This is a genomic window from Arthrobacter sp. S2(2024) (assembly GCF_036662515.1).
In the GTDB taxonomy this organism is placed as follows: Bacteria; Actinomycetota; Actinomycetes; order Actinomycetales; family Micrococcaceae; genus Arthrobacter.
Window position 1 is genome coordinate 117,525 of the sequence record NZ_JAYKZI010000006.1, and the last position, 15,069, is coordinate 132,593.

Here is a 15,069-nt window from a genome sequence, read left to right on the forward strand (position 1 = left end):
ATATCGTTTCTGTATTGTATGGTTTTCCTAGGACAAGAATACCGGAGGCCGCATCACATGAAGATTGCAGTATTCGGGGCGAACGGCCCCACCGGAAGGATTCTCACCGCACAAGCGCTCGACGCCGGACACGTCGTCACCGCTGTCACGCGCAGGCCGCACGAATTCCCGATTTCCGCTCCCGGCCTAAGTGTGGTCGGCGCCGATGTGTACAACTTCGAGGACGTGAGCGCCGTCGTCGAAGGAAGTGATGCCGTCCTCTCAACCCTCGGCGTTCCATACAGCCGACAGCCGATCACGGTCTATTCAGTGGGCACCGGCAACATCATCCGGGCAATGGGCAACCACGGCGTCCGTCGATTGGTCTGCGTGAGCTCCAGCGCCACCGACACTACGGCCGGCCCGCATGGAGGGTTCCTTTTCGAGAAATTGCTGCAGCCACTCGTTACCAAGCTGCTGGGGAAGACCCTGTACGAGGACATGCGGCGAATGGAATCTGCTGTCGCCGCCAGCGGCCTGGATTGGACAATCATGCGGCCTTCCGGTCTTTTCGAAACCGATTCCGTGACTGAATACAAGATGGCCGTTGACTACATAAATGGCACTTTCACGTCGCGGGCCGACCTTGCGGACTCAATGCTCAGGCAACTCACTTCGGACGAGTTCGTGCGCAAAAACGTAGCAGTCGCAACCTTTTCGCAGAAGCCGAGCCTCATTCAGCTGCTTTTCCGCGAGGCCAGCAGCAAGAAGGCCGCGCCCGACAGCGTTCCTGTGGGAAAGTTGTCATGAGCCGCCACAGAATGCCCGAAACCCTCCTTCGCGTGATGACGTGAAGGAGGGTTTCGGGTTTTGCCCATATAGGTGAGCGCGCGTCGGAAGATTGGCCGCTATATGTGAGCGGGCGTCCTAGCGGGCGGCGGTTTCGACTGCGGCCGTCTCGGTTTCGGCCATGGCCTTCCACTCGGCGACGCGGGCTTGGTGCAATGGCGATTTCCGGACCAAGGCGTAGGCGACGGCGAGGATCGCGAACCAGATGGGCGTTACGAGCAAAGCTGTGAGGGTGTCCGGCTGCGTCGTCAGGGCCCAGACCAGGAAGCCGAAGAAGGCGAAGACCACCCACACCATCACGATCCCGCCGGGCATCTTGAACGTCGATGCCTCGTGCAGTTGGGGCCGGCGCTTTCGGAAGACGAGGTAGCTGGCCAGGATGATCGACCACACGAACATAAAGCAGACGGCGGACACCGTGGTGACCATGTCGAAAGCTGCTCCGATGTCTTTGCCCGCGTAGAGCAGGGCGACGCCGCCAAGGAGAAGCACGCAGGACAGGAACAGGGCGTTCTGCGGAACCTTGCGGCTCGAAAGACGGCCGAACATCTTCGGGGCATCGCCGTCGTTCGCCAGGCCAAACACCATGCGCGACGTCGAGTAGATACCGGAGTTGGCCGAGGACATGGCGGAAGTCAGGACCACGAGGTTCACCACGGTGGCCGCGATGCCCAGTCCGGCCAGGGAGAACATCGCGATGAACGGGCTGTGGCCGGCTTTGAACTCGGTCCACGGGATGACGGACATCAGGATGATGAGCGCGCCGACGTAGAACAGCATGACCCGGACCGGGATGGCGTTGATGGCGCGGGGCAGGTTGTGCTCCGGGTTCTTGGTCTCGGCCGCGGCGGTGCCCACCAGTTCGATACCCACAAAGGCGAAGACGGCGATCTGGAAGCCGGCAACGAACCCCATGAATTCCTTGGGGAAGAAGCCGCCGTGGCTCCAGAGGTTGGTGAAGCTCGCGGCGCCGGCGTTGGACGTGAAGCCGGTGGAAATCATCACGATGCCCACGATGATCAACGCGGCGATGGCGATGATCTTGATGAGCGCGAACCAGAACTCAGTCTCGCCGAAGGCCTTCACTGTGGGGAGGTTCAGGAGGAGCAGGATGACGATGGTCGCGAGCCCTGGAATCCAGAGCGGCACGCCCGGCCAGAGCTCATTGGCGTAACCCGCGATGGCGATGACATCGGCCACGCCAGTCACCACCCAGCAGAACCAATAGGTCCAGCCGGTGAAGAAGCCTGCCCAGGGACCGAGGAGGTCGCCGGCGAAGTCGCTGAAGGACTTGTAGTTCAGGTTGGACAGCAGGAGTTGGCCCATGGCGCGCATGACGAAGAACAGCATGAAGCCGATGATCATGTACACGAAGATCACGGACGGCCCGGCGACAGAGATGGTCTTTCCGGAGCCCATGAACAGGCCTGTTCCGATGGCGCCGCCGATGGCAAGCAACTGGATGTGGCGGTTGCTCAGTGAGCGTGCCAGATGCGGCTCGCTGTCTTTGCTGGAGGCAGTGCGTTGCCCCGTTGTTGTCTGGTCGGACATATCTGCATCCTTCGGGTGATTCGCCGCATGGTGACGTGGCTAACAATTCTGCTAGTCCAAACTAACTCGAACCATTCAAGAATTTGTGATTGATCGTTTCACCTAGAATTCATGAAGGCGCGTAAACCGAAGCCGCCAGCTTGTGTCAGGCTGGTGTTATGAGTCACGCAAATCCAGGAGTGAAGCCGCTGTTGAGCATGGTTCTGGACGAAGGCGTCTTCACGCTCCGCCGGGCCCATTGGGAGGACCTCCCTGCCATTCTGAGACTGCTCGCCGCCGATCAATTGGGCAGTTCCCGTGAAAATGCCGAGGACGTCGGCCCCTATCTGCAGGCGTTTCAGCAGATCAACGAGGATCCGGCCCAACTGTTGGTGGTGGGCCACTTGAACGGCGCTTGCGTTGCAACTTTCCAGCTGAGTTTCATCCCGGGCTTGGCCCGGAAGGGCTCGCTGCGCTGCCAGATCGAGGCCGTGCGCGTCGCCGCCGAGTTGCGGGATCACGGCGTCGGTGCGGCCATGATGCAATGGGCCATCGAAGAGGCGCGGAACAGGGGCTGCACCCTGGTCCAGCTCACCAGCGACAAGTCCCGCAAGGACGCCCATCGCTTCTATGAGCGGCTTGGTTTCGTGGCAAGTCACGAGGGAATGAAGCTGGCGCTGTAGCGCGGGCGGCCTGGAGGCCGCGCCAAACCAAAGGCCCGCACCCCTTGATATTTAGGCAGCCTAACTGTTAGGATACCTAAATATGAATACCAGTCACGTTGACGACGCGCTCCTTGCCCTCGCCCAATCATTCCGGGAAGCTTTGCGGCAGAGCGTCTACGTGATGCGCCGCCTCGATTCCGAGGAGCAACTCAGCTCTGCCCAGCTTGGCGTCCTCAAGATGGCGCTCGACGGCGGTGCCCGCGTCGGTGGGATCGCACGGAACCTTGGGGTCAAGGTTCCCAGTGCCACGGAGCAGATCATCAAGCTTGAGCGCGCGGGCCTGGTCAAACGCGAAGCGGACCCGGACGACTCCCGTGCCGTCCGCGTCGCCGCGACGGCGGCGGGGCGTGCCGCCGTCGAGAACGCAGACCGTCGCCGTAACGAATTCATCGCCGGGATCCTCGGAACGCTAAGCCAGGCAGAACGCGACGCCGTGGAAGCCGCCCTTCCGGTGTTCGACAAGATCAACCATTCAGTCCAGAACTGAACAAGCCAAGTACTGAACAAGCCAAGAAACTAGGAGAGCAGTCCATGAAAGGCCAGCTCGCAGATCAACTGCAGCCAGCGGAAGAAACCCTCGAGGCCGAGAAGGCTTCGTTCCTCAAGCAGCCCAAGGCTGTGTGGGCCACGGCGATTGCCGCTGTCTTCGCCTTCATGGGCATCGGCTTGGTGGACCCGATCCTGCCGGCCATCGCCAAGAACCTCCAGGCCAGCCCCAGCCAAGTGTCGTTGCTCTTCACGAGCTACTTCCTCGTGACTGCGGTGGCGATGCTCGTGACGGGGTTCGTCTCTTCGCGGATCGGCGGCAAGAAGACGCTCATGATCGGCCTTGCCCTGATTGTCGTGTTCGCCTCGCTCTCCGGCCTGTCCGGAAGCGTGGGTGAGCTGGTCGGATTCCGCGCGGGTTGGGGACTTGGAAACGCTCTCTTCGTAGCCACCGCGCTCGCCGTGATTGTCGGCGTCGCGAGCGGTGGAACCGGAACTGCGATCATCCTGTACGAAGCAGCCCTTGGCCTGGGCATTTCCCTCGGCCCATTGCTCGGCGCGCTTCTGGGCGGCTGGCAGTGGCGCGCACCGTTCTTCGGCACCGCCGTCCTCATGGCCGTTTCCTTCATCGCCTTGCTGGCCTTGTTGCCCAAGACCCCGACGCCGGCAACGAAGGCCCATTTGCGTGACCCTCTCCTTGCCCTGGGCCACAAGGGCCTCCGCACCACTGCGGCCAGTGCCCTGTTCTACAACTACGGCTTCTTCACGATCCTTGCCTTCACGCCCTTCATCCTTGGAATGGACGCCTACGGTATCGGTGCCGTGTTCTTCGGTTGGGGCGTAGCAGTGGCCGTGTTCTCGGTCTTCGTGGCTCCCCTGCTGCAGCGTCGATTCGGCACCACCAACGTCCTGGTCGGCACCCTCGCCGCTCTTTTGCTGGACCTCGTCGGGCTGGGACTGGCCGCGGGGCACTCGGTGACTGCCGTCGTCGTGCTTGTCATTGTGGCGGGCGCCCTGCTGGGCATCAACAACACGCTCTACACCGAACTGGCCATGGAGGTCTCCGATTCGCCGCGTCCCGTGGCTTCGGCCGGCTATAACTTTGTGCGCTGGATGGGCGGGGCGCTGGCTCCGTTTGTCGCGGCCCAACTGGGTGAGCACTTCGGCCCGCAGGTTCCGTTCTTCGCGGCCGCCCTTGCCCTCGCGTTCGCGATCCTCGTGGCCGCTGGCGGCCGCCGCTTCCTGAAGTCCCACGAACCGCACCTCGTGTAGCAGGGCCCAACTAACTCGCAGTTGTTGTCGTTTTGAGGCCTCATAACGACAACAACTGCGAGTCAGTTGGGTGGAGACTACTTGGGTGTGACCGCGAGCTCCGCAGGCTTGGAGCCCTTCGGGACGAACAAAGTGTCGGCCTGTTCGAGGGACATGCCGTTGGTTTCTGGCACCTTGAACATGACGAAGAAGAACGACGCCGCCGCGAACAGTGCGTACATGCCGTACGTCAGCGGCAGCGAACCGGCCGCCATGACGGGGAAGCTCAAGGTGATGGCGAAGTTGGCGATCCACTGGGCTGCGGCGGCCAGGCCGAGCGCACGGGCCCGGATGCGGGACGGGAAGATCTCGCCCAGGAGCACCCACACCAACGGTCCCCACGACGCGCCGAAGCTCACCACGAAGACGTTGGCGGCAACGAGGGCCACAGGACCCCAGACGCCGCTCAAGGAAACCGAAGAGCCTGTCCCGGTGGCAGAAGAGAAGGCCAACGCCATCGCACCCAGGGACACGGCCATGCCGATCGAGCCCGCCAGCAGGATGGGCCGGCGGCCGATGCGGTCCACGAGGGCGATGGCCACGAGGGTCACCAGGATGTTGGTGACGGACGTTGCCACCGAGATGGTCAGGGAGTCCTGCTCGTGGAAGCCGACTGCTTTCCACAGGGTGGTGGAGTAGTAGAAGATCACGTTGATGCCGACGAATTGCTGCAGCACGGACAGGATGATGCCGATCCACACAACGGGCTGCAGGCCGAAGGCCTTGCCACGCAGGGAGCCCTTCTTGGTGGAGAGCTCGTCCTGCTTGATCGAGTCGCGGATTTCGCGGATGTGGCGTTCGGTGTCATCGCCGGGCATCAGGGTGTCGAAGATTTTGCGTGCGGTGTCTTCCTTGCCGTTGAGGACCAGGAAATGCGGGGATTCGGGCAGCCGGAAGGCGATCAGGCCGTATATCGCGGCGGGCACGGCGCACGCGATGAACATCCAGCGCCAGGCCTCAATTCCCAGCCACAACGCGTGGTGGGCGCTTCCCGCGGACGTGGCCAGGACGGCGTCGGACAGCAGGGCCGCGAAAATGCCGGTGGTGATCGCGAGCTGCTGCAGCGACGCGAGCCGCCCACGGACCTGGCGCGGGGAGATTTCCGAGATGTAGGCCGGCGCGATCACCGACGCGAGGCCGATGCCCAGGCCGCCAACCAGCCGCCAGAAAACCAGGTCCCAGACGCTGAAGGCCAAGCCCGTCCCGATGGAACTGACCAGGAAGAGTGCGGCACCAAGCTTCATGGCCGGGATGCGGCCGTAGCGGTCGGCCACCTTCCCCGCGAGGTACGCCCCTGCCGCGCAACCGAGCAACGCGACCGCCACAGCGAAGCCAGTGACAGCTTCGCTCAGCATGAATTCGTCCTTCATCGCGTCGACGGCGCCGTTGACCACGGAGGAATCGAAGCCGAAGAGGAAACCGCCCACAGCTCCGGCAACGGCCAGGCCAATTACTTTGCGTGGGACGCCGGAACGGCTGTCGGAGCTGGATTTGGGCATGGCTCTCCCTTGAGGAAATGTGGTGGATTGTGCGGCGCGGTCGTCGTCGGCAGCTGGTTCCGACGGGGACGCCGGTGCACTCGCGCTACACAGTGTGGCACGCCGCCAGCGTGACTTCCAGTCAACCCCACCAGCCACACCGGACGTGTCACGCCACGCAAACTTTCGCGCCGCCGTCGGGCGCTCCACCGCGCAAACGTTGGAAACGACAACGGCAGGCAGTCCAAAAGACTGCCTGCCGTGACGCGGATCGAGATATTAGTGCGCGGAAACGGATTCCTTCGCTGCCGCCTTCGGATCCGTGAGTTTCTTGTTCGGCAAGGCGAACGTGATGAGGAACGCGAGGCCGGTGAGCGCCGCGGCGGTCAGCATCACAGTGTCGATCGACTGCGCGAAGCCTTCAAGGATAGGCCGCGTGAGCGCCGGGTTGGCGTGGTGCAGCCAGCTGGTGTCGTTCAGCGAATCGTTTGTGGCGCCGTTCTTGAAGAAGTCGTACAGCTTGGCGTTGGCGGGATCCGCGGCAACCGCAGGATCCTTGAGCACCTTGAGGTAGTCCGCGCTGCCCATGGCGTCCTTCATGCCCGAGGCGATCTTGTCGGCGGCCAGACTGAAGAGCATCGAGATGAACACGGCGGTACCCACGGCGCCGCCCATGGATCGGAAGAACGCCGCGGTGGACGTGCCCACGCCCATGTCCTTCGGCGGCACGGAGACCTGCATGGCCAGAGTGAGCGGCTGCATGCAGAAGCCCAGGCCCATGCCGAAGAAGACGGCGATCAGGCCGGGAACCCAGAGGCCGGTGTCCACGCCGAGGGACAGGCCCATGACGATGGCAGCGGCGGTCAGGATGCCGGTGCCGAGGATCGGGAAGATCCGGAAAACGCCCGACGCCGAGATGGTCCGTCCCGCTGTAATGGAACCGAAGAGGATGCCCACGGTGAAGGTGATCATCATGAGGCCGGCCTCGGTGGGTGTGAGGCCCTTGACCAGCTGCAGGTACATCGGGAGCATCGCGATGGCCCCGAACATGCCGATACCGATGATGAAGTTCAGCAGCGAGGACAAACCGAAGGTGATGTTCCTGAAGAGCCGCAGGGGGATCAGCGCGTAGTCGCCGGCACGCCGCTCAACCAGGAGGAAGGCGATGATACCGATGACGCCAAGCCCGTAGCAGATCCATGCGTTCCCGGAGGTCCAGCCCCAGCTGCGGCCTTGTTCGGCCACGAGCAGCAGCGGGACGATTGCCAGCGTGATGGCTGCCGCGCCCCAATAGTCGATCTTCTGCTTGACGTGCTTCGCGGGCAGGTGCAGGTAGAAGAACACCACAGCCAGTGCGGCCAAGCCTATGGGAAGGTTGATGAAGAAGACCCAGCGCCAGCCGTCGAAGCCAAGGATGTTGGCCGAGCCTGCGAAGGCGCCGCCGACCACGGGACCGAGAACCGAGGATACGCCAAAGACGGACATGAAGTAGCCCTGGTACTTGGCACGATCCTTCAGGGCAACGATGTCGCCGATGATCGTCAAGGCGAGGGCCAGCAGACCGCCGGCGCCCATACCCTGGATGCCGCGGGCGATGGCGAGCTCGGTCATGGAATGCACGGAACCGGCGTACAGGGATCCGGCGAGGAAGATCAGGATCGCGGCGAGGTACAGCGGGCGGCGGCCGAAGATGTCGCTGAGCTTGCCGTACAACGGGGTGGTCACCGTGGATGTGATGAGGTAGGCCGTAGTGGCCCACGCCTGCAGGGACAGGCCGTCCAGGTCGTTGGCGATCGTGTAAATGGACGTGGACACAATGGTCTGGTCCAGGGAGGACAGGAACATGCCGAGCATGAGGCCCACCATGACGGTAAGCGTCTGACGGTGTGTCAAGACCTCTCCGGCGGCCCGCACAGGCGTGGCGTTGGACATTGCTTCTCCAAGGGTGGATGTAAGGGGACTAAGCAGGATAGTTGCTTTCAGTAACTATCCTAATGGCTCCTGTATTCCCTGTCTTACCCGATTGGCGAGGAAAATGTCACCGCTCCACGAGAATCCCGTCAGGATCGCAGTAGATCAGGTTGCCGGGTTCGATGTGCACTCCGTCAATCACCAAGGCGATGTCCACTTCGCCACGGCCCACTTTGGAGCTCTTCTTGGGGTTGCTACCAAGGGCTTTGACGCCCAGAGGCAGCTTCGCGATCGCCACGCGATCGCGGATGGCCCCATTAATCACGACGCCGGCCCAGCCGTTCGCGACGGCGCTTTCGGCAATCATGTCCCCCATGAGGGCGGTGCGCAGGGAGCCATAACCGTCCACCACCAGCACGGCGCCCTCGCCCGGTGTTGCCAGAATGGTCTTCACCAACGCATTGTCCTCAAAGCATTTGATGGTGCGAACGGGGCCGTTGAAGTGGGACATGCCGCCGAGGTCCTGGAACTGCAGTGATATCGACTCGACTTCTTCGGCACGCTCGTCGTAGAGATCGGCGGTGTTGATGGGGTTCGCTGGGCTGTTCATCGTTGATCCTCCTCGGTCCGTTGGAGTTACCCTAACGCGTGCGGACGAGCCATAGCGGGTCCTGGGCTTGCCGGTTGTCCACATACGCGCCTTCATGACAGCCGGGCAGGCTCCCTCGGCGCTAGGCTGAATTCACACGTCCAGAGGCTAGGGGAGTACCGTCATGAGCCTGTCCGATCTGCCCGGTTCATTGCCTGAAAGACCGGTGGCGGATCCTGCCCTCGATCCTTCGCGAACGCAAGGCCCGACGACGGCGCTCGCCGAGCCCGTGGAGCGCGTCCGCTCGCTGTGGGTCACCGGAGTAGTGCTCGTCAATGTTGGCATCAACGCCGCCTTCTTCGGCCCGATCCAGGTTCTGCTTGGACAGCAGGCCATCCACTTTGACGAAGGCCAGAAGGAAGCCATCCTTGCGCTCGTTACGGGATGTGGTGCGGCGGTGTCTATGGTCGCGAATCCCCTGTTTGGAGCGTTCAGCGATCGAACCACGTCCCGCTTCGGACGGCGAGTCCCTTGGGTGCTTTTCGGGGCCATCCTGGGTACCGCCGCATTGCTTGCGCTAGCGGGAGCTCCCAACGTGGCGGTCATGACTATTCTGTGGTGCCTTGTCCAAGGCGGCTGTAATGGGGCCTATGCGGCGATCACGGCGGCTATTCCGGACCGCGTGCCTGTGCCCCAACGCGGCGCGGTCGGCGGCCTTGCGGCCATGGGCCAGACTGTGGGCATTCTCGTTGGCGCAGTCATCGCTTCCGTAGTTTCGGGGAACTTTGCCCTCGGCTACATCCTGTGCGCCGCTGCGCTGCTGGCCGGCGTCGTGCTCTATCTTTTCAAGAATGGCGACGTGCCTCTCGCTCCCGAGGCCAGGCCACCGTTCAAACTGTGGACATTCGTCAAGGGCTTTTGGATCTCGCCTGTCAAATACCCGGACTTCGCGTGGGCATGGTTGACGAGGTTCCTGGTCAATGTCGGCAACCACATGGTCACTTTGTACTTGCTCTTCTTCCTCAAGGATGCCGTGCATATCGAGGAAATGCAGGGGATCAAGCCGGAGTTTGGCGTCCTCATCCTGACAGGCCTTTATGCCGTCATGGTGATCATCACTAGCGTGGTGGGCGGTGCCATCAGCGACCGCATGGGCAAACGCAAACCGTTGGTCATTGCTTCCTCCGTCGTCATCTCGATAGCTGCGTTGATCCTCGCGTTCGAACCCACGTGGACGGGGGCCATTGCGGGTGCCGTGGTGCTCGGCGTGGGCTTCGGTGCGTATCTGGCGGTCGACTTCGCCCTCATTACCCAAGTGCTGCCTGCGGCCTTGGATCGGGGCAGGGACCTTGGGGTCATCAACATCGCCAACTCTTTGCCGCAGGTGATCGCGCCGGCGATTGCCTCGATTTTCGTTGTGTTCTGGGGTGGTTACGTCTCGCTGTATGTGGCCGCAGCGGTCATTGGCTTGCTGGGAGCGGTTTTCGTCGTGAAGATCAAGGGCGTCGCGTAGACCTGGGAATCCGTTCTCAGGGAACTGACAACTTGCTGCCGTATCATTGTCAGGACGCGCTCGGTCTATGGGGGGCCGCGCAATCTCCCCGAACGAAGCCCAAACCAACAGAACGCCGGAAATGTCCGAACCGAACTCCTTGGAACCGTATTCGCTGGATCTGGCCGCGGGGTTGCCCCAAATGGCGGCTGCTCCCACCACGCCGAGACAGCTATTGCGTTACGCCCGGATACTGAAGACTGCCGCGGGATTCGCCCAGCGGCAGTTCGATACTGTGAGCCTCTCGGATGTATCCACTCGGGCCCACGTTCCGCTGGGGACGCTCTACCGTTACTTTCCGTCCACGGTCCATCTGATGCTCGCCGTCTACCGGCAGCAGCTCCGCGAACTCAACGACGCCAAGCCGGCATCTTCGAGGTGCAGCCAGCAAGAGCTCACCGGTCTCGGGATGGAAATTTTCCACATGCGAGTCATGCAACCCGCTGTAGAACACTGCCTGTCCCGCACGTGGGACACCCGCGATGGTGACATCCCCGTACTCTTGCGCGATATCGAGGCGCTTTCGGCCGAGATGGTCGCGGCTGCGATCGGCGATGCCGGGAGGGCCAGGATTCTGCTCCACGTCATCAGTGGTCTGGTCCAGTCCGTCAACTGCCGCCGGATCTCACTTTTCGATGCCGAGAAGGACCTCAAGAACGCCTGCAAGTTGATTGCGGACGCGTAGCTTTTCGGGGAATCACCGTAATTGGTCTAGACCACTACGACCAAAAGTATGAGTTTAAGACTGGATGTCTCTAGTCTTCCTATCAGGCCCCTGTCTACGAAGACAGGACCCAAGCGGCTAGCAGCCCATATCCGCAGGAGTTTCACCGCACGGACCAGCCACCCTTGGTCCGGCACCGAAGCCTCTATACCTGCCCGAATTGTGCCGTGGGTTCACGGCTAGCCTGAGGAGACAACGACGTGTCCGTCGAGACCATCACCCCTGAACAGAATCTGACTGCCCTGGCGCTGAGTGAAAAGGAAATCTTCACCGCCCACGAGGGCGGCAAGCTCTCCGTGTCCAGCACCGTGCCGCTTTTGAACAAGCGGGACCTTTCCATCGCCTACACGCCCGGCGTCGCCGAAGTGAGCCGCGCGATCCACGCGAACCCGGAGCTTGCACGCACGCACACCTGGGCAGAGCGGCTCGTTGTGGTCGTCAGCGATGGGACCGCTGTCCTGGGCCTGGGCGATATCGGACCCAGCGCCTCCCTCCCCGTCATGGAAGGAAAGTCCGCGCTCTTCAAGGCTTTCGGTGATCTCGACTCCATCCCCTTGGTCCTCAACACCACCAACGTGGACGAAATCATCGAGACCCTGGTCCGCCTGCGTCCGAGCTTCGGCGCCGTGAACCTCGAAGACATCTCAGCACCCCGCTGCTTCGAACTCGAAGAGCGCCTCATCGAAGCCCTCGACTGCCCCGTCATGCACGATGACCAACACGGCACCGCCGTCGTGGTTCTCGCGGCCCTGACGAACGCCGCCAAGGTGACCGGCCGTGAGCTTGAGGGACTGAAAGTTGTCGTTTCCGGCGCTGGTGCCGCGGGCATCGCGGTCTCCGAGATCCTGCTGACCGCAGGCGTCAAGGACGTTGTGCTCCTGGATTCCAAGGGCATCATCAACGCCGAGCGCGCCGACCTGGTGGCCGATTCGGGCAGCGTCAAGGCCCGCTTCGCCCAGCGCACCAACCCCCGCGCCCTTTCCGGCGGACCCGCGGAGGCCCTGCAGGGCGCCGACGTGTTCATCGGCGTTTCTTCGTCCAAGCTGGCCGAGGAACACTTGAAGCTCATGAACGAGAACTCGATCGTGTTCGCCCTGTCCAACCCGGACCCGGAAGTCCTGCCCGAGGTCGCCGTCAAGTACGCCGCCGTCGTGGCCACTGGCCGGAGCGACTTCCCGAACCAGATCAACAACGTCCTGGCCTTCCCCGGAATTTTCCGCGGAGCCTTGGACGCCGGCGCACGCCGCATCACACCGGCCATGAAGATCGCCGCGGCCCGCGCCATCGCCGCGCTGGCGGAGGAAGAACTCTCGGCAGACTACATCGTGCCCAGCCCGCTGGATCCCCGTGTTGCCCCTGCGGTCACCGCGGCGGTCGCCGCGGCGGCTGAATAGTCCGCGCGCTTAACCCTACGAGCCGACGACGGCGACCCTCCCGTGCTGGGGAGGGTCGCCGTCGTTCTTTTTGTTCCGCCGTTCGGGATAAGTGAGCGATGGTTTGGGATGTGGGCCGAATAGGTGAGCGAGCGTTTGGGATGTGGGCCCGATATGTGAGCGCGCGTTTGGGATTTTGGCCTGATATGTGAGCGCGCGTTGGGTTCGACAAACGCTCGCTCACTTATGCCGGCATTTTCCCAAACGCTCGCTCACTTATGCCGGCATTTTCCCAAACGCTCGCTCACGTCTCGCGCTGGCTCCAAGGATGAATCCGCTGGCTTCCGGGTGGAGATCGAAGCCCGGAGCGCGGAATCGGCGTTCCCCCGTGCTTGGCCGCGGATAGGGTGGCTGACATGGAACAGACACTGAAAGTTGTACGGCATTGGGGCGCCCCTGCGGCGGCCGTCATTTTCTTCGCGCTGTGGTGCGTGGCGGAGCTGGGATTTATGGCGGCATGGCTTCCCCATTGGGCCGAATTGTGGAAGCTTATTCTGTCAAGATTTTCGATACTGATCTTGACCACTTTCGCCATTGCTGTCTCGGCATGGCGACCCGTGCTCTCTCTGGGATTCACGGCCGTCTTGCTAATGGGTCAGTTGGTGTACTTCATCCCGGAGCCTGATTCCAATGATTGGGCGATTTACTTGGGCTCATTCATTGCCTTGGGGTTTTCGATGTGGACGGCGAGGGGTCGTCTGCGATTTGTTGTCGCCGGGAGCAATGTGGCTTTCGCCGGTGTAATGGTTTTCATGATGTTGTCGTGGCGCTACGGGCAGGGCGTTGGCTGGTTCCGGCCGCTATTTATGGGCGACAGATTCGCCCTGGCCAACAACGGCTGGCAGGTCTTCTCGTTCCTTTTCCTCATCGCAGCTGGTTGCGCCGCAGCGGGCCTGGCCCTGCGCCTCTACGAAGAACGCGGGAGCCTTTTCAAAGCCCGGAATCTCGTCCAAGCAAACCTCAAGGAGACCGAGGTCGAGCTTGTCGTGGAGCAGGAGCGCACGCGGATCGCCCGCGACCTTCACGACGTCTTGGCGCACTCGCTCGCTGTGATCGCCGCGCAGGCCGACGGCACCCGTTATCTCAGCCAGGACCAACCCAAAGCGGTGCTCGACGCCTTGGAGAATATCGCGGTGTCAGCCCGCCACGCACTCGTGGACGCCCAGCGCGTCATTGAGGGAGTGCGCGACGACGGTCTGGTGGCTCCGCAGCCCCGGCTCACCGACGTCGGGCCTCTTGTGGAGCGGATGCGCCAGGGGAGCCTCAAGGTCCAGCAGAGCGAAACCGGAACCCCGGTGGACCTTGGCGCGGGCCAGCAACTCGCGGTATTCCGGATTGTGCAGGAATGCCTGACGAACGCCCTCAAGCACGGCGGACGCGGCACCGCCGTGCGCCTTCATTTCGACTGGAGCGGCCCCGGGCTGACCATGCACGTCGCGTCGGAATTGCCGGCGTCCGTTTCGATTGGGGGGACGGACGACGGCGGTACCGCCGAGCGCGTGGGGCGCGGCATCCCCGGAATGCGCGAGCGTGCTCACCTAGCCGGCGGCTGGCTCAGTTCCGGGCCCGACGGCGAGCAGTTCCGCGTGACGGTGTTCATCCCCTATGGTTCGCGGCCGGCAGCGCTCCTTCCGGAAGGTGGAGCGGAAGAGGAGGGTGTTCCGTCCGTTGAGGGGCTGGAGCAGGAGCCGGCATTGGCTCTCGAGGCCGCCTCGCCGTCGTCGGGCACTGAGCGGGAAAGCGTCGGACGTGGCTGAAACACCGATCACGGTGGCCTTGGTGGACGACCAACCACTGTTCCGCTCCGGCATCCGCATGCTCGTCCAGAGCCAAGCGGACATGGACATGGCTTGGGAGGCCGACGACGGCGAACAAGCCGTGGCGCTCGCGGCCAGGCAGCGGCCGGACGTGATGCTGATGGACCTTCGGATGCCGGTGCTTGACGGAGTGGAGGCCACGCGCCGCATCACGGAGGAAGCCGATGCGGCCGGGGTGGACAAGCCAAAGATCATTGCCTTGACGACCTTCAACAGGGATCAAGCCGTGGTTGACGCCGTGCAGGCGGGCGCGAGCGGATACCTGCTCAAGAGCGCCGAACCGGAATTTCTGCTGGCTGCCATCCGGACCGTGTATTCGGGATACTCGGTGATCGCGCCCGGTTCGGTTCACGAACTCTTCCAGCACGCGGCCAGGACGGTGCCGGTCGCCGGGCCGGACCTCGCCGTGATGGACGAGTTGTCGCCGCGCGAGCGGGATGTGTTCCTCCTGGCGGCCAAAGGCTTGGGGAACGCCGAGATGGCGCAGAGCCTGTTTGTCTCCGAGGCGACAGTGAAATCCCACCTACGCAGTGTGCTCAGCAAGCTCGGGCTGCGTACCAGGCTTCAGCTAGTGGCCTTTGCCTACGAACATCGGCTTCTCGGGTAGGCACCCCGGACGCAAAGGCGGCGGCCGCCCGAAAGGGACGGTCGCCGTCGTGCAACTGCAGAGTGCTGCAGAGTGAGG

At 62.8% G+C, this 15,069-nt stretch carries 13 protein-coding genes; 9 read left to right on the forward strand and 4 right to left on the reverse strand.

Annotation, left to right across the window (positions count from 1 at the left end):
- The first annotated feature begins 57 nt into the window (after nucleotides 1-57).
- Nucleotides 58-789, forward strand: a complete 732-nt coding sequence (locus VLA65_RS14085) for an NAD(P)-dependent oxidoreductase (protein ID WP_332602866.1) — start codon at nucleotides 58-60, stop codon at nucleotides 787-789.
- A 117-nt stretch (nucleotides 790-906) separates the two neighbouring features.
- On the opposite strand, the gene VLA65_RS14090 is transcribed toward VLA65_RS14085, so the two are convergent.
- Nucleotides 907-2,379 (reverse strand): amino acid permease, encoded by a 1,473-nt coding sequence (locus tag VLA65_RS14090; RefSeq protein WP_332602867.1) that lies wholly within the window; start codon nucleotides 2,377-2,379, stop codon nucleotides 907-909.
- A 158-nt stretch (nucleotides 2,380-2,537) separates the two neighbouring features.
- Here VLA65_RS14090 and VLA65_RS14095 point away from each other — a divergent pair, with 158 nt between their 5' ends.
- From VLA65_RS14095 to VLA65_RS14105, 3 genes are all read left to right on the forward strand, one after another.
- Nucleotides 2,538-3,041 (forward strand): GNAT family N-acetyltransferase, encoded by a 504-nt coding sequence (locus VLA65_RS14095; protein WP_059388716.1) that lies wholly within the window; start codon nucleotides 2,538-2,540, stop codon nucleotides 3,039-3,041.
- 82 nt (nucleotides 3,042-3,123) lie between these two features.
- Complete coding sequence (locus VLA65_RS14100; RefSeq protein WP_332602868.1) at nucleotides 3,124-3,570, forward strand: MarR family winged helix-turn-helix transcriptional regulator; 447 nt, start codon at nucleotides 3,124-3,126, stop codon at nucleotides 3,568-3,570.
- A gap of 44 nt (nucleotides 3,571-3,614) precedes the next feature.
- The gene (locus VLA65_RS14105) at nucleotides 3,615-4,841 is read left to right on the forward strand and encodes an MFS transporter (protein WP_332602869.1); all 1,227 of its coding nucleotides are present in this window, start codon (nucleotides 3,615-3,617) and stop codon (nucleotides 4,839-4,841) included.
- Between the two features lie 77 nt (nucleotides 4,842-4,918).
- On the opposite strand, the gene VLA65_RS14110 is transcribed toward VLA65_RS14105, so the two are convergent.
- The 3 genes from VLA65_RS14110 to rraA all read right to left on the reverse strand — a co-directional run bounded on the left by VLA65_RS14110 (nucleotide 4,919) and on the right by rraA (nucleotide 8,879).
- Nucleotides 4,919-6,379: a sugar porter family MFS transporter gene (locus VLA65_RS14110; RefSeq protein WP_332602870.1), complete on the reverse strand. Its 1,461-nt coding sequence runs from the start codon at nucleotides 6,377-6,379 to the stop codon at nucleotides 4,919-4,921.
- Between the two features lie 258 nt (nucleotides 6,380-6,637).
- Entirely contained in the window at nucleotides 6,638-8,290 is a 1,653-nt protein-coding gene (locus VLA65_RS14115; protein WP_284988974.1) for an MDR family MFS transporter, read from the reverse strand.
- Nucleotides 8,291-8,396: 106 nt separating this feature from the next.
- Nucleotides 8,397-8,879: a ribonuclease E activity regulator RraA gene (rraA, locus tag VLA65_RS14120; protein ID WP_306963591.1), complete on the reverse strand. Its 483-nt coding sequence runs from the start codon at nucleotides 8,877-8,879 to the stop codon at nucleotides 8,397-8,399.
- Nucleotides 8,880-9,042: 163 nt separating this feature from the next.
- On the opposite strand from rraA, the gene VLA65_RS14125 reads away from it, so the two are divergent.
- The 5 genes from VLA65_RS14125 to VLA65_RS14145 all read left to right on the forward strand — a co-directional run bounded on the left by VLA65_RS14125 (nucleotide 9,043) and on the right by VLA65_RS14145 (nucleotide 14,991).
- Nucleotides 9,043-10,371 (forward strand): MFS transporter, encoded by a 1,329-nt coding sequence (locus VLA65_RS14125; protein ID WP_332602871.1) that lies wholly within the window; start codon nucleotides 9,043-9,045, stop codon nucleotides 10,369-10,371.
- A gap of 121 nt (nucleotides 10,372-10,492) precedes the next feature.
- Entirely contained in the window at nucleotides 10,493-11,095 is a 603-nt protein-coding gene (locus VLA65_RS14130; protein ID WP_059388712.1) for a TetR/AcrR family transcriptional regulator, read from the forward strand.
- A 239-nt stretch (nucleotides 11,096-11,334) separates the two neighbouring features.
- Nucleotides 11,335-12,528: an NAD(P)-dependent malic enzyme gene (locus tag VLA65_RS14135; RefSeq protein ID WP_332602872.1), complete on the forward strand. Its 1,194-nt coding sequence runs from the start codon at nucleotides 11,335-11,337 to the stop codon at nucleotides 12,526-12,528.
- A 791-nt stretch (nucleotides 12,529-13,319) separates the two neighbouring features.
- Nucleotides 13,320-14,324: a sensor histidine kinase gene (locus VLA65_RS14140; RefSeq protein ID WP_332602873.1), complete on the forward strand. Its 1,005-nt coding sequence runs from the start codon at nucleotides 13,320-13,322 to the stop codon at nucleotides 14,322-14,324.
- Nucleotides 14,317-14,991 (forward strand): response regulator transcription factor, encoded by a 675-nt coding sequence (locus VLA65_RS14145; protein WP_332602874.1) that lies wholly within the window; start codon nucleotides 14,317-14,319, stop codon nucleotides 14,989-14,991. The genes VLA65_RS14140 and VLA65_RS14145 overlap by 8 nt, the downstream gene beginning before the upstream one ends.
- Nucleotides 14,992-15,069: the final 78 nt, after the last annotated feature.

Bases quoted from the DNA above. Each gene is read 5' to 3' on its own strand.
- VLA65_RS14085 (WP_332602866.1), top strand. From the start codon at position 58: ATGAAGATTGCAGTATTCGGGGCGAACGGCCCCACCGGAAGGATTCTC.
- VLA65_RS14090 (WP_332602867.1), bottom strand. From the start codon at position 2,379: ATGTCCGACCAGACAACAACGGGGCAACGCACTGCCTCCAGCAAAGAC.
- VLA65_RS14095 (WP_059388716.1), top strand. From the start codon at position 2,538: ATGAGTCACGCAAATCCAGGAGTGAAGCCGCTGTTGAGCATGGTTCTG.
- VLA65_RS14100 (WP_332602868.1), top strand. From the start codon at position 3,124: ATGAATACCAGTCACGTTGACGACGCGCTCCTTGCCCTCGCCCAATCA.
- VLA65_RS14105 (WP_332602869.1), top strand. From the start codon at position 3,615: ATGAAAGGCCAGCTCGCAGATCAACTGCAGCCAGCGGAAGAAACCCTC.
- VLA65_RS14110 (WP_332602870.1), bottom strand. From the start codon at position 6,379: ATGCCCAAATCCAGCTCCGACAGCCGTTCCGGCGTCCCACGCAAAGTA.
- VLA65_RS14115 (WP_284988974.1), bottom strand. From the start codon at position 8,290: ATGTCCAACGCCACGCCTGTGCGGGCCGCCGGAGAGGTCTTGACACAC.
- rraA (WP_306963591.1), bottom strand. From the start codon at position 8,879: ATGAACAGCCCAGCGAACCCCATCAACACCGCCGATCTCTACGACGAG.
- VLA65_RS14125 (WP_332602871.1), top strand. From the start codon at position 9,043: ATGAGCCTGTCCGATCTGCCCGGTTCATTGCCTGAAAGACCGGTGGCG.
- VLA65_RS14130 (WP_059388712.1), top strand. From the start codon at position 10,493: ATGTCCGAACCGAACTCCTTGGAACCGTATTCGCTGGATCTGGCCGCG.
- VLA65_RS14140 (WP_332602873.1), top strand. From the start codon at position 13,320: ATGATGTTGTCGTGGCGCTACGGGCAGGGCGTTGGCTGGTTCCGGCCG.